Annotated in this window: 16 protein-coding genes and 1 other RNA gene; all 17 read right to left on the bottom strand. The window is 56.7% G+C overall.

Features of this window, described 5'->3' with window-relative positions; genetic code table 11:
* Positions 1 to 2 precede the first annotated feature (2 nt).
* The 17 genes from H585_RS0114015 to H585_RS0114085 all read right to left on the bottom strand — a co-directional run bounded on the left by H585_RS0114015 (position 3) and on the right by H585_RS0114085 (position 13,228).
* Positions 3 to 2,708: a DUF927 domain-containing protein gene (locus H585_RS0114015; protein ID WP_027368265.1), complete on the bottom strand. Its 2,706-nt coding sequence runs from the start codon at positions 2,706 to 2,708 to the stop codon at positions 3 to 5.
* A complete protein-coding gene (locus tag H585_RS0114020; RefSeq protein ID WP_027368266.1) occupies positions 2,705 to 2,929 on the bottom strand; it encodes a hypothetical protein in 225 nt (74 codons plus the stop codon). Before H585_RS0114020 ends, H585_RS0114015 begins: the two co-directional genes overlap by 4 nt.
* A complete protein-coding gene (locus H585_RS23560; protein ID WP_027368267.1) occupies positions 2,929 to 3,174 on the bottom strand; it encodes a hypothetical protein in 246 nt (81 codons plus the stop codon). The genes H585_RS0114020 and H585_RS23560 overlap by 1 nt, the downstream gene beginning before the upstream one ends.
* Positions 3,171 to 3,497 carry a helix-turn-helix domain-containing protein gene (locus H585_RS0114030; RefSeq protein ID WP_081678682.1) on the bottom strand — a complete coding sequence of 109 codons (327 nt, stop codon included), beginning with the start codon at positions 3,495 to 3,497 and terminating at the stop codon, positions 3,171 to 3,173. Before H585_RS0114030 ends, H585_RS23560 begins: the two co-directional genes overlap by 4 nt.
* Positions 3,487 to 3,723 carry a helix-turn-helix transcriptional regulator gene (locus H585_RS22620; RefSeq protein ID WP_081678683.1) on the bottom strand — a complete coding sequence of 79 codons (237 nt, stop codon included), beginning with the start codon at positions 3,721 to 3,723 and terminating at the stop codon, positions 3,487 to 3,489. Before H585_RS22620 ends, H585_RS0114030 begins: the two co-directional genes overlap by 11 nt.
* A 121-nt stretch (positions 3,724 to 3,844) precedes the next feature.
* The gene (locus H585_RS0114035) at positions 3,845 to 4,468 is read right to left on the bottom strand and encodes a hypothetical protein (protein ID WP_027368269.1); all 624 of its coding nucleotides are present in this window, start codon (positions 4,466 to 4,468) and stop codon (positions 3,845 to 3,847) included.
* Between the two features lie 244 nt (positions 4,469 to 4,712).
* Positions 4,713 to 4,970 carry a hypothetical protein gene (locus tag H585_RS0114040; RefSeq protein WP_138708198.1) on the bottom strand — a complete coding sequence of 86 codons (258 nt, stop codon included), beginning with the start codon at positions 4,968 to 4,970 and terminating at the stop codon, positions 4,713 to 4,715.
* Between the two features lie 34 nt (positions 4,971 to 5,004).
* Positions 5,005 to 5,415, bottom strand: coding sequence for a hypothetical protein (locus H585_RS0114045; RefSeq protein ID WP_027368271.1), 411 nt, complete (start codon positions 5,413 to 5,415; stop codon positions 5,005 to 5,007).
* 111 nt (positions 5,416 to 5,526) lie between these two features.
* Entirely contained in the window at positions 5,527 to 6,735 is a 1,209-nt protein-coding gene (locus H585_RS0114050) for a tyrosine-type recombinase/integrase (protein ID WP_027368272.1), read from the bottom strand.
* Between the two features lie 193 nt (positions 6,736 to 6,928).
* Positions 6,929 to 7,280: a transfer-messenger RNA gene (gene ssrA, locus H585_RS22625) on the bottom strand.
* 98 nt (positions 7,281 to 7,378) lie between these two features.
* Positions 7,379 to 7,921 (bottom strand): FlgO family outer membrane protein, encoded by a 543-nt coding sequence (locus H585_RS0114055; protein WP_027368273.1) that lies wholly within the window; start codon positions 7,919 to 7,921, stop codon positions 7,379 to 7,381.
* A gap of 430 nt (positions 7,922 to 8,351) precedes the next feature.
* The gene (locus tag H585_RS23955) at positions 8,352 to 8,492 is read right to left on the bottom strand and encodes a transposase (protein WP_138708199.1); all 141 of its coding nucleotides are present in this window, start codon (positions 8,490 to 8,492) and stop codon (positions 8,352 to 8,354) included.
* A gap of 612 nt (positions 8,493 to 9,104) precedes the next feature.
* Positions 9,105 to 9,263, bottom strand: coding sequence for a YqaE/Pmp3 family membrane protein (locus tag H585_RS22635; RefSeq protein WP_081473849.1), 159 nt, complete (start codon positions 9,261 to 9,263; stop codon positions 9,105 to 9,107).
* Between the two features lie 147 nt (positions 9,264 to 9,410).
* Positions 9,411 to 9,611, bottom strand: a complete 201-nt coding sequence (locus H585_RS0114070) for a CsbD family protein (RefSeq protein ID WP_027368274.1) — start codon at positions 9,609 to 9,611, stop codon at positions 9,411 to 9,413.
* 360 nt (positions 9,612 to 9,971) lie between these two features.
* The gene (gene zupT / locus H585_RS0114075; protein ID WP_014261143.1) at positions 9,972 to 10,793 is read right to left on the bottom strand and encodes a zinc transporter ZupT; all 822 of its coding nucleotides are present in this window, start codon (positions 10,791 to 10,793) and stop codon (positions 9,972 to 9,974) included.
* A gap of 154 nt (positions 10,794 to 10,947) precedes the next feature.
* Positions 10,948 to 11,997: a class I fructose-bisphosphate aldolase gene (locus H585_RS0114080; protein WP_027368275.1), complete on the bottom strand. Its 1,050-nt coding sequence runs from the start codon at positions 11,995 to 11,997 to the stop codon at positions 10,948 to 10,950.
* A 280-nt stretch (positions 11,998 to 12,277) separates the two neighbouring features.
* Positions 12,278 to 13,228 (bottom strand): sulfurtransferase, encoded by a 951-nt coding sequence (locus H585_RS0114085; RefSeq protein WP_027368276.1) that lies wholly within the window; start codon positions 13,226 to 13,228, stop codon positions 12,278 to 12,280.
* Positions 13,229 to 13,246 lie beyond the last annotated feature (18 nt).

Genomic DNA, 13,246 nt, shown 5'->3' on the forward strand with positions numbered 1-13,246 from the left:
GCTTAGCCCTCCTGCCCATCCGGCAGGGCCACGACATAGCAGCGCTGCCGCCCAAGACCTGGGAGTTGAACCCTTGCGCGCAGGCCCCGTTCATTGGTCCGCAGCCATCCCGCTCGCTGCAACACCTTGGCGGCTCGGTTTACGTCATGGCCGCGTAGGACTTCAGCATCAAAGACGCTCGGCAAGAAAATGAACTCATGCCCGCCCGGCGTCTTGCGTCGGAATCCGGCCCGGTTGATGCATTTTTCCGCATTGGCTTTGCCTTCCTCATCAAGGTCTTGGAAGCGGGCCGCGCCATGCTGCTCAAGGAACAAGCGGACAACGGTCAGGATCGCCCGATCCTCGGAAGCCCCGGCCCCGCCCCTTCCTGCTATCCACTCGTCAAGGCAGCGCTTAGCAGCCTCCAGGGCTTCGCCGGCCCGCCAGGGCAGGATGCCCCATTCAGCAGCCATTTCGCCGGCCACGGCGCACAGAGCAAAGCGAGCGGCCACGCGACGGACCTGACCATCGGCGTCAGCTGGGCAGGCTCCGTCTACAAAGGCCGGGATTGCCTCCAAGACACCGGTGCGGACTTGGTCCATCTCGGAGGCCATGCGCGCAACAAAAGCCCTGAAGGCATGCCCATAATGTGTGACAGCGGCCCGCTTGATGCTGTCGGCAAACAGGGTAGGTGAGGCATGACCATGAAGATCCTCGAAGAGTCCCAGTCCCTTGCCCGCATCGGCCTGAACGTCCACAAGGCGGACCTCTTGGCCGGCTTTGATAGATCGCCCGGTCTCTTCGGCAATCTTCGCGGCGAGCCCGATTTCTCCACTCGAGAGCACCAGCGTTCGCCATGTGGCCGGCATCCTGTGCGAGCCGTCGCGGGACGCTCGAGACTTGCCGGACCCGTTTGCAAGCATGTAAGCTGCTTCGCTCACTGCCCGGGCATCAGCTTGGCCCAGCTCATCCAGACACAAAAGCGAATCGCAATGCATAGCGGCCAGACCTTCAAGGCCATTGGCCGTGGCTCGCCAGTTGCGGACATAACCGCCGATGCCTCCGCCCCCGCAAGCTGAGCCAGCCGCATGCAGCGCGGTTGATTTGCCGGTGGAGCTCCCGCCGACAAAGTTGAAGCCGCCGCTTTCCTGGCCGGCTATTTCAAGCAGAGCCGCGGCGAAGGCCGTGCATACCGCAAGCACAAGACGCGAATTGCCAGTTGCCCATGTGCCGATAGTCGTTTGCCAGCCCTCCAGCGTTCCGCCTGTGCGGTATATGCCTTCAGCTCCTTCGCGCTGGAGGACAACCAATTCGCTTGAGTTGCCGACAGCGCTGTCGGGCAGCACGAAAAGGCCATTTTGCCAGCCTGTCCGGTTCACACAGCGCACGCGGTCTTTCGGCCTCGACGTGGCCAGGTAGGTTGCAACACCCTGGCGCGCCTTCTTGCCTGGCGCTCCAGTCCATCCCCCATCAGCAAGAGAGGAGTGCCACCCAGAATCATCCCGCGAGAGCATGGACAGGGGCATGGCCCAGCGGTGGACATGGCCATCAGGGTCGCGCCATTGGACATATAGCCCCCAGGCCGCGCCGTCGGTATCTCTGGTCATGCCCAGCACATCTAGACAGGGGCCAAGCCACACTTGCTGCACTGCGCCTTCCTGGTCTTCCTCCAGGCGGAATAGGCCAGCCTCATTGTTCAAAAAGCCCTTGGGAACGGCCACTGACGCGGCTTTGTCCGACGTGTCCGGCTGCCCATTTCCAGTGTCGGACAGCCCCTTTCCATTGGGAGAGTAGGCGTTGTCCGACATGTCCGACGTGTCCAACGGTTTTGCATCAACAAGGCAACGGCGCACGACTTCCGGTCCTTCGGCCTGGTGCAGGTCATTGAAGTCTGTTCCGCGATTGGCCGACTCGGAGAAGGTGGGCACGGCCATAAGCCCGCCCACGGCACTGGCTGCCTCGCGGGACTTTGTCAGGCCGGGATTGCCCTGCGTGGCGTGGTCATCGTCAGCGCACAAGATGATTTGCCGCTCAGGGTAGCGGTTCCGCGCAACCTGGGCCACGGCTTTTAGATTACCGCAGTTGAAGGCAGCCAAGACGGTCCCGTCAGTGACAACGTGGATGCTTGCAGCGGTAGCGTAGCCCTCGCAGATGTAGAGCGGTCCGTCGGCTCCCCTGATGGCGAAGTAGCCGCCGGCAGTCTTGCCTCCGGCCAGGAACATCTTGCCACCATCAGCATCAATGAATTGAACAGATTGCGGTTTGCCGTCCGGACCGAGGACCGGGATTACAAGCCGGCCATCCCTGGCGAGCTTAGCACCGGAATGAGCGGGAACGCCCTTGCGTTTCAAGTATGGGTGGCCATCCGTTGCGGGTTCGGCTGACTCAAGGATGCATCTGGCCCGCTCCGCTGCTTCGGCGTGGCGTCGAACCTCTTCGGCCTCCCGGGCCTTGCGATCCGTCTTGATACGGGTCTTGATTCGTTCCCGCTCGGCTGGCGATAGGTCGCGGTCCGCCTTAGCTGTCCACGTTCCAGATTCTCCCGTTCTCCAGTCGCCATAGGCGCCAGATGCCGGGATATCAGCATGAAGCACATACCAGCCATTCTTCGAGACGGGTTTATCAGCGGTCCCACAGCGATGGAGGTTGCCATCAGAGATGATCTCTTCGCCGGGCGCCAGGCCAGCGTTCTCCATACAACGGCGGAAGTCCGTGGTGATGTCGCTCATTCCTCGGCCTCCAGAGAGTCGAGATAGAGCGACAGACGACGATTCCAGGGCCAGCCCGCCACGGCGAGCGCGTCCACGAGATTGTTTGCGATGTCCCGCCTATAACCGCGGCTCTTTGGGCTGGCAGGAATCGTTTGCGCGCTTGCGGCATCGGCATGGCGCCGGGCTGTATGCTCCAAGATGAGTTTATCTTGATTTCTGACGAGAAAGGGCAGGGGCATCAAATCACCCCCTCATCTTTCGCTAGGGCCATGCACACCAGACAGAACCGCCCAAAGACTATCGTCACCTGTCCTTGTTCTTCGGTGGGCTCTACAGCAAGAAGGACTGTCGCGTGCGCCGGGCCATTGCAGTTCGAGCATGGCGCGTCATCGAGGCTCCGCACAAACCGGTTCAACTCGGTTGCCTCAGAAGGCATGAGGTCGAGCGGAGCCTGGTAGCGGTAGCAAGCCAATAGTTTTTTCATGCCACGCCCTCCCCATGTAGAACATACCGAGCCACGCGGTGTGGCTTTCCCTCAGGGGTTATGTCCTCTGTCCAGTGCGTGACGATCCGATAGCCCGCCCGACGCAGCTCCATAACGCGAGCTGCAGGGTGCAGCACGTCCAGAAGTCGGCGCGCCTCCAGGGTGGTCAAACTCGCACTATACAGGTGTTCGAGAATGCGGGTGCGCTGCGCTTCGGAAGAGTTGTCGTCCTTGCCTTCGGGGCCGGAAGCATATACAGAATTGGTGCCGCCAATTTGTACGCCCCGGTTGTCCGTCAAGGCTTCCGGGGTCTTACTTTTCATCTGCGCCCCCCGACAGGTTTTCGACCAATCGTCGGATGTCTTCGGCGCGCCAGGCTGTCGTACGTGGTCCGAGCTTTACGGGCTTTGGGTAGCGACCGGACGCAACGCCAGCCCACCAAGCGGATCTGGAAACAGGAATGATCGGCGGGATGCCGCGCTTTGCATCACCCACGATCTGCCGGGCTCTGACAAAGCCATCCTTGGGAAGGGAATGCAGGTTGGACATAAAGGCTCCTTGGTTAGCCGTTACTGGACTAACCAAGGAGTAGTTACTACCGGCTGTGGTAGTCGCTGGTACTTCTGGTAGTGCGAATGGTAAAAACGGTAGGCGTTGCGTAAAACTTTAGCTAGGCAGCCTCGGGTCTCAACATGGATTCATGTTTCTTGCGGAGCTCGCGCGTGTATTGCCTAGCGCGTTCGGGTCCTATGCTCTTATCATCATGAAGCAACCAGCCAATCTTCTTCTGTTGCTTTGGAAAAGACTTATTCAGGACCCATGCTTGTTCTGGCAACCCACAGCCATTTTCCCTCAAACTGGTCGCCAATTCCTCCAGGCTTACTTGGGGAGTAGCGGCTAGGGTGGTCGATCTCGTTGGCGGTATCTCTTCTTGCACTTCTCGTGGTACATCCGTTTCATTGACATGCTGATTGGCAAAATTGGATTGTACAAAAGCTTCAACATCCTTTCTCGAAAATCGGAGATGCAAAGCAAAAGCTAAAGTAATTCTTTCATCTATAAGGCCTTTGCAGGTATCTTCTCCATATATTGGCTCAAGACAAGAGCCGCCAATTTCCTTCTCCTTCCAACTACGAGTAAGCTTGGCATATCTCTTGACTTCTTTATATGAGTTGAACTTGTTAAACCCTTCTTTGATTGGAAGAAGCTCCTCCTTAATTATCAACTCGCGAAGAGTTTCTGCATTGATTCCCAATCGCGCCACAAGCTCCTTGCCGGTGAACTGTAATTGCATGAGGTTCCCTGCCTGCGCTCCCAAGATTATCCAGCCAAGGCGGCGGGAGTACCGCCCTTTCGACATAGGTAGCAATCTACATCTAGGCCGGGAGATGGAGGGGCGTTATCTTGCCATCTCGGTTGACCGAGGATGACTTATTAAGCCCAATACGTAGTAAATAATTGCAGAACAGGTGAGAGCTCGTCAATTCTTTTGGGCTGGCAGCCACGCAGCGCGCCTTCCCTGGCAGGCTGCGCGTAAGCTATTTCTTGCGCCTGCCCGCTATCAACTCCTCAACCATGCTTGTCATGGCGAGCAGTTCCTTGCGCGCTGAGTCATGAAGCACCTGGCCCACTCGACAGACACTATGAAGGTCGGGATTGTCTGCTCCATGTTCACCAGCGGTGCGGCCGGCAAGCAAAAATAGGTCATCGATTGGCCCCAGGGCATTGTCTATGCTGTCATTAAGCAAGCTGACGATAAGTTCGCGAAGGCTCACGGCCCGGACAGCTTCGGCCATGTCGCTTATTTCGCCTGAGATGGCGGCTTGGATCTCAGACATAGTGGGCCTCTTTCTCCAGCAGGAGGACGGGCTCCTGTCTGCCGCCCTTATTGCGAAACACCTGCACTCCGATGCAATCACCAGCCACACGAGCCTTCCGGCATTCCTTACCCCAGGTGAAGCGATCAATTCTGATAGTGCCGAAATGTCGCTCAATCAGGTTGAAATTCTCCACCATCTCGCGCTTGGCATTTTTCAGAAGCTCAAGGCCAATGTCGGCAATCATCATCTTTTCGGGACCGGCACAGTCGGAAGTCATCTCGAGGAAGCCTTCAAGACGGCCGATGGCTTGAAACATAATATCCTCTAGGCAGGTGGAAAACGTGGAGAGATCTCGAAAGCCTGGAATAACTGGAGCGGGTTGCAAAGCCTGGTCGCGGTAGATAAGGGATTGCTCAGCCATGGCCGTTCCTCCTGTTCAGGACGGTTGTGGTTAGGTCCGGTCTTTGGTGCTGGTAACACCTGGCCGGACCGCTTTCTATGCGCTGCCCGATTGATTCGGGCGGATCGCCATCTAAGCCACTTGGCCGGTGCGGAAGGGAATGATCTTCGTCCCTGAGCGTAGCGCGTCCAAGTAATCACTCCAACTCTGCATCATCCTCCGGCGCTCGGGCAGAAACTCAGCATAGTTGTAGGCGGCGCGGACTGAATTGCGCTCGGCATGGGCAAGCTGGCGCTCAATTGCGTCACGGTTCCAGCCCTGTTCATTCAGAATGGTGGACGCCATGGAGCGGAAGCCGTGGCCGGTCATTTCGTCCTTGGAGTAGCCCAGGCGGCGAAGAGCGGCGTTAACCGTGTTCTCGCTCATGGGCCGGGCGCTGGTCCGCACGCTCGGGAAGAGGTACTTGCCCTGGCCAGTCAGTGCATGAAGTTCGCGCATGATCTCCACGGCTTGTTTGGAGAGGGGAACGATATGCATCGTGCGCGCTTTCATCTTCTCGGCAGGGATGCGCCATTCGGCATGGTCAAGGTCGATCTCGGACCACTCGGCATGGCGAAGCTCGCCGGGCCGGACAAAGACCAGCGGAGCTAGGCGCAAGGCGCAGCGCGTGACAAAAGAGCCCTCATAGTCATCGATGTCGCGCAGGAGAGCGGCAACGGCTTTGGGGTCCGTCAGGCTGGCATGGTGCTTTTCTTCGGAAGGGGGGAGGGCGCCGCGCAAATCGCCGGACGGATCACGTTCGGCCCGGCCGCATGCGACGGCATAGCGGAAGATTTGGCCGCAGTTCTGCAGGGCACGGTGGGCAGTCTCGACAGCCCCGCGTGTCTCGATGCGGCGGATTACCGCCAATAGGTCAGGTGCGGATATGGTTTTGATCGGCCGGGAGCCCAGCCAGGGGAAGATATTCTGTTCAAGGCGGCGAAGAATGCGCATAGCATGAGAGTCGGACCAGGAGGGCTTGAACTTGTCGTACCATTCACGGGCCACTTCCTCGAAGCTGTCCGCTTGGCTGTTCTTCTCCGCCTTGCGCGTCTCGCTCGGGTCAATGCCATTGGCGAGCAGCTTCCGGGCTTCGTCGCGGCGCTCTCGGGCCTCCTTCAAGCTCACATCGGGATAGACGCCGAGGGAAAGAAGTTTTTCCTTGCCCTTAAAGCGATACTTGAAACGCCACCATTTCCCCCCGCTGGGGGTAACAAGCAGGAACATACCCCCACCATCGGATAACTTGCGGGGCTTGGACTCGGGCTTGGCATTGCGGACGGACGTATCGGATAGCGGCATAGCGGGGGCTCCAAGACGTGTGGGGGTAACTCAAGCGTTTTTTTGCGCTTCGAAGCTCGCCTACCCCCATGCTTACCCCCAGTTACCCCCGGATGTCAAAAGACGAGACTGGACTATGCCGGACACTAGAAAGCAGAAAAGCCCGCTATTTGCGGGCCTTTCTGATTCCATTGGACTTGGTGGGATAGAAATTTGGTGGAGGCGGCGGGAATCGAACCCGCGTCCGAGAACGCTTAGCTCATGGCATCTACAGGCTTAGTTCAGGTTTTATTTAACCGAAGGAACGCCCCTGAACGGGCTTTTCTTCTGGTGAGTCCGCAAAAGTTCTCGCGCTCGGCGTCACGGACACCGCGTTGCGCCAGTCTGATGTTTTGGCACTTCGACCCGGCGTATCAGACATCTGCCGGCGAAGCGCTGGCTAGCTAAGCTGCCAGGGAGTAATTGTAATCGTTGGCGATTATTCAGTTGCCGCTTTTTACGAGGCCAGCGGCTCCTCGGCCTGCAACCAAGGCTTCGACTATCCCCGTCGAAACCAGTGCGCCCCCTTCAAAGAACATATGAAGCGACTTATTCGCTTCAAAATGAAATATAATACCCATACACGCATTGGCAAGGACTGGTAGACATTCTTTTTGCGAGCTACTCAGTACCATGAGCTAGTCCTCAGGGCTAAGTCGGGATCTATCAGTGAGGCGACATCGTCCCCCTGCAGCCTGTAATCCTCCGCGGCGATGATGACGCTGTCCTTGGCCCGCACCAGCTTGGCGGACACGTAGACCTGCTCTCCTGCCGGCGCATACGTCCCAATAAGTACAGCCTGCGCTCCAAAGCTAGCTGAAAGGTTGCGAAGCTCGTTGGAGAGAAGCATCTCTCCGGTACCAGTCAAAGTGTACAGATTTTCTCGATCAAGTTTGATCTCCAGAACAGTATACCCTTGCTGGGCCAGGCGACCGGCCAACATGTCCGCGGTAATAAGGCCAAAACGGGATGTTTTGGTCAAATCAGCGACATCCATGATGGTGGCAACCAAAATGGGTTTGCCCTTGTCGAGTGAAGCGCCGGCCTTGAGAAGCAGTGCGTCTGCAGCCTCATGGTTTCGGTCGACAAGGTTGATATTTCGAGTGGCGCAAGCCTGAAACTGACCCATCAAAATACACAAAGCAAGAAGTAGGGAGAGAGAGCGCATATTTAGATCTCCGGGGCAGAGAGCAGGTTAAGGATACTTCCATGTTGAAATTTCTACATCTCCCGGGAGAATTCTGGCAAGGATAATCAGCCGAATGCAGGTATAGAACAGAGATCAGAGTCAGGGGTGGTCCCGATTGTCTGGACAGGTCGGCGGCAGAAATAGAGCATTTTGCTTTTGAAAATGCTCTGCAAGCCATGCGTCGGCATGGCTTGCCGCCGCGTAGGCGTAGGCGCAATTCACTTGCGCCGTCAACGCCGGAGCGGGCGTCTTAAAAGCAAGCTGCTCTAAGATGTAGCCAGTTTGCTTGTCACGCCGCCAGGCGGGATGGTGACATGCCCGGAGCATTCCCCGGTCCAGGCAATAACGCCTCCGCATATACATCGTCGGGAGTTCCGCCATCCAGACTGGAGTTGGGATGATTGGAATTCTAGCAGACAAGCCCCTTGCCGATTTCCAGCCGGGCCTGGCTGCCCCTTTTGAAGGCATGCAGGTAAACGCACTTGTACGTGAGCGAGTGCCACAGCCGCTCGACTATGGCGTTGTCCATCCACCGGCCTGTCCCGTCCATGGGAGACCCTGACTCCGGCATTCTTTAGCGTTTGGGTCAATCAAGGCTCGTGAATTGGCTGTCTTGGTCGGTGTTGAAGATCTCGGCTAAAAATCTCGTTCGACCGCAAGCTGGCCGATCTTGGCATGCAGTTCCTTGACCTCGGCCTCCCGAAAGCTGCTCGCCATATCGGGCTTGCCGGCGAAAGCTACCGTCAGCCCTTCAATGGACTGCTTTCTCCACTGCGCACCTGGTTCGGATGCACGCCAAATCTTAATGCAAGCTGGGCTAGCGTCTCGTCCCACTTGATGGCCTTTTGGCGACCTTGGCCTTGAACTCTGCCGAATACCGTGTCCTCTGCTCTTAAGCATTTTGCATTTCAGACGCTCCCTTCGGCGTTGACGGCGGAATTACATTCCGCCTACGCCTGCGGGGCGGCAAGCCATGCCGACGCATGGCTTGCAGAGCATTTTCAAAAGCAAAATGCTCTAAAGCTGTCTCCTCTCGTTCATCGGCTACACCTTACAGGCCTGTCTGAATTTGGGGGGACCGCCTCTGGCTTCCTTGGGCAAGAGCATAAGCGACTCTCAGGTGTTTAACACCGAGAGCATATGGTTCTCGTAAAGGTTATCATTAGTACTTCAAAATAACATAAATGGCATGGATAATGCCTGGAATGTATCCAAGCAGCGTTAAAAGAATATTGATCCAAAATTGAACACCTATTCCTACTTGTAAAAAAACACCCAAAGGTGGAATTAGTATCGCCAGTAAGATGCGCAGAATGTCCATACTAACCTTTGCGTGGTTATAGATTTGTTGCGATAACGTTTGGCTTTCCGTTATAAAACATCATAAATGCTAAACAAAAGCCAGGAGCAAACTTCATAACATGTGAGTAGTTCTGCCTGCACCTTATCTGCGACAGATCAATCCAAATTAATGAGTGCTAGAGATCCACTTGTTTACTTCTTTCTCAGCCTCATCTTTCTGTTTGCCGTAACGTTCTTGTATTTTCCCAATGAGCTTGTCACGATCTCCCTCTATCATATCTAGATCATCCCCTGTGAGTTTGCCCCATTGACGTTGAGCCTCACCCCGCATTTGCTTCCATTTTCCTTTAAGAATATTAACATCCATTAGTGTTTCCTCCATTTCGAAGTGCTTAAGATATTGTACTCCAACGTATTTCTATGTTCTTGTTAATCGGTTTATTCTTTCAAGTATATCGGAGAGCCCCTAAAAAAGGAGTCAGTGCTGGAGCTTCTTTCCGGTAAGATTTGGTCTGACACGAGACTGCCCTCCCTGATCTCTGGGGAGCACTACAATTCGCTTCGCGCAAGATGTTCACCATCTGCTCGTCGGCAAAACGTGCATTTCTCATGACTCCCTCCTTTTCGGCTGGGAGCCACGTTCTTAAGTTTCAACTGGTCCGAAAAGAGCCGGGCAGGTCAGAAACCCGAGGGCCGCTGTGAGGCTACCCCTATTCCAAGAGTAGACTTAAATGAATAGGAGCAGGCTCAGGGCCATGACAAGCATGCCGGCCACAAGCCCATAGATGGATAGATGATGGTGGCCGTACTCCTGAGCCGTTGGCAGCAGTTCATCCAGCGAGATGAAGACCATAATGCCCGCCACGGAGGCAAAGAGCAGGCCAAAGGTCAAGCCGTTGAAGAAGGGCAAAAGCAAGACATAGCCGATGATAGCGCCCAAAGGCTCGGACAAGCCCGACAGGAACGACCACGCAAAGGCCTTTTGGCGGCTGCCTGTGGCGTAGTAGATGGGCACGGACACGGCGATGCCCTCGGGAATGTTGTGGATGGCCACTGCCACGGCGACCGGCACGCCCAGGTTCGGGTCGTGCAGGGCCGCGGCGAAGGTGGCCAAGCCCTCCGGAAAGTTGTGGATGCCGATGGCCAGGGCCGTGAACAGGCCCATGCGCATCAGGGCTCCATTCGGGATACACGCTGCCGGCCCGCAGAGTTCCTCCACCTTGTGTACTTCGTGGGGATTTTCTTCGCAGGGCACCAGCCTGTCGATAATCCCGATGAGCAGAATGCCCGCGAAGAACGCGCCGACCGCGGCCCAGGTTCCGTCAACCTCGCCCAACTCTCCTGCCAATGACAGCTGTGCCTTGCGCATGATCTCCATGAAGGAGACGTACAGCATGACGCCGGCCGAAAATCCCAGCGAAGTCGACAGAAAGCGCGTGCTGGTCTGGCGGGTGAGGAAGGCCAGGGCGCTGCCGATGCCTGTGGCCAGCCCGGCAAACAGGGTCAGTCCGAAGGCGAACCACAGGGATTCGCTGGTTGCTTCAAGCATTAGTCAGTGCTTCCTTGTCGCTACTGCCGGGGCATCCGCAGTTCCGGAGCGAGCAAAACCAACCCAGCTTTCCGTTAAAGGAAATGAAGCTACTTGCTCAGGAACTTGGTCAAGCCGGATCGGAATCCGCTGGGTTGCCTTCCGACAAAACGGCCTAGGCCAAGCCTATGCTTTTGTCCAGGTAGACGTCCTGGATGGCCTGTAGCAGCGCCACGCCGTCTGGCATGGATCTCTGGAAAGCCTTGCGGCCCGAGATGAGGCCCATGCCCCCGGCCCGCTTGTTGATAACCGCCGTGCGTACAGCCTGGGCAAGGTCGTTTTCGCTCGAGGAACCACCGGAGTTGATGAGCCCGGCCCGTCCCATATAGCAGTTGGCTACCTGGTAGCGAGTCAGGTCGATGGGATGGTCCGTGGCCAGATCCGAGTACATGCGCGGATCGGTCTTGGAAAAGCCGATAGCCTTGAAGCCCCCGTTGAGGGTGGGCAGCTTCTGCTTGACGATATCGGCCTTGATGGTCGCAGCCAGATGGTTGGCCTGGCCGGTCATGTCCGCCGAAGTGTGATAATCCTTGCCGTCCTTTTTGAAGCCTGGGTTGCGCAAATAGGACCACAGTACGGTGACCATGCCCAGCTCGTGAGCAGCCTCGAAGGCGGCCGAGACCTCCTCTATCTGGCGGTTGGATTCCTCGGAACCAAAATAGATTGTCGCGCCGACGGCCACGGCGCCCATCTCGAAGGCTTGCTCCACCGAGGCAAACATGTGCTGATCCCACTTGTTGGGATAGGTCAGCAGCTCGTTGTGGTTGAGTTTGAGCAGGAAAGGTATCTTGTGCGCATACTTGCGCGCCACCGAAGCAAGCACGCCCAGTGTTGAAGCCACTGCATTGCAGCCGCCCTCCAGGGCCAGCTTGACTATGTTTTCAGGGTCGAAAAAGGCCGGATTGGCGGCGAATGACGAGCCAGCCGTATGCTCAATGCCTTGATCCACGGGCAGGACGGACAGGTAGCCCGTGCCTGCCAGGCGGCCGGTGTTGAAAATGAGCTGCATGTTGCGCAGCACAGGCACGGGGCGGTCGCCACTGGCCATGATCCGATCCACGAAATCCGACCCAGGCGCGTGCAGGACCTCCTTGGGGATGGTCGTGCATGTATGGTTGAGCAGGGAGTCGGCTTCACTGCCGAGAAGCTTGGGAATGTCGGTCATGATCGCCTCCGCTCTATTCAAGTGAGGTTCTGAGTGTGACGGCCTGGTGCGAGCATACCCGATCTGTCAGATCAGGTAAAAAGAACGTTTCATTTCCTTCTCGAGTTAGAGCATTTTGCTTTTGAAAATGCTCTGCAAGCCATGCGTTGGCATGGCTTACCGCTAGCTTTGGCGTAGGCGCAATTCACTTGCGCCGTCAACGCCGGAGCGGGCGTCTTAAAAGCAATCTGCTCTAAGTGCCTTGGAAATCTTTAACATCGACAACTCGGGTATCAGCCGGTCATTTGTTTGCCGCAGGATAGAACAATTGGGGCTGGCCCCAGCCTTGCCAAGAGTGATCATAAAGAATGACGTCCTCAAAGCCCATCAGCCGAAGAATGAAATAGCTGAAAGAGCTTCGCCGGCCGGAATGGCAGTAGGCGATCACAGCCTTGGTGGGATCAAGCTCACCATACAGTCGGCGGAGTTCCGCATACGGCTTGATCGCCTTGTCTTGGCCCCTCCAGTTGAGCGTGTAGTCTACATTGAACGCCCCCGGTATATGCCCTGGTTTGAGTGGAGTCCCGTCCAGGGCGGTATTGATCCTCTTGCCAATGTACTCGTCTTGAGAGCGCGAATCGAGAATCTGGTAATAAGGATCTCCCAAACGGCTCATGATGAACTGCTCCTCGGTCAGCCTGCGTAAACGCACCTCTTCCCAGGATGCTTCATATCGCTTCGGGGTAGGCTTGGCTGACTCGCTGGTCACAGGCAGCCCGGCCTCTTTCCAACCATCGATGCCGCGCTCAAGCAGGGCCATTTTTTCATGGCCGAGCAGGTCCAGGACCCAAAAGACATATGAGGCCGTGGCCCCGCCGTCCCTAGCTACGGAATCATAAAGAACGACCATGTCGTTTCGGCTGATGCCATGTTGAGCAAGGATATCCAGTGCCCTGACTGTGCCTACGAACACGCCCCCCATGTTTCGGGTAGGATCGGACTGCGTGAAGAGCGTCCAGGGCATGCGTACTGCTCCCGGCAACAGCCGGCCATCGAAGTCCTTGTCGTCACGGGCATCGACGACCACCACACCATCCTTTTCGAGTAGTGCATGGAGCTTGGTGGCCGAAAGAAGGAACTGCCCATTGGGATATGCCTTGTCGCCCTGTTTGGCCGCAAGCGCCACTGGCAAGTGGACGCCGAGCAACAGCAGCATGATCAGAGCGGCGTACAGATGTGATCTCTTTGCCATTATGTCACGCCTCGCTTT

The organism is Desulfocurvibacter africanus subsp. africanus DSM 2603 (assembly GCF_000422545.1).
GTDB lineage: Bacteria > Desulfobacterota > Desulfovibrionia > Desulfovibrionales > Desulfovibrionaceae > Desulfocurvibacter > Desulfocurvibacter africanus.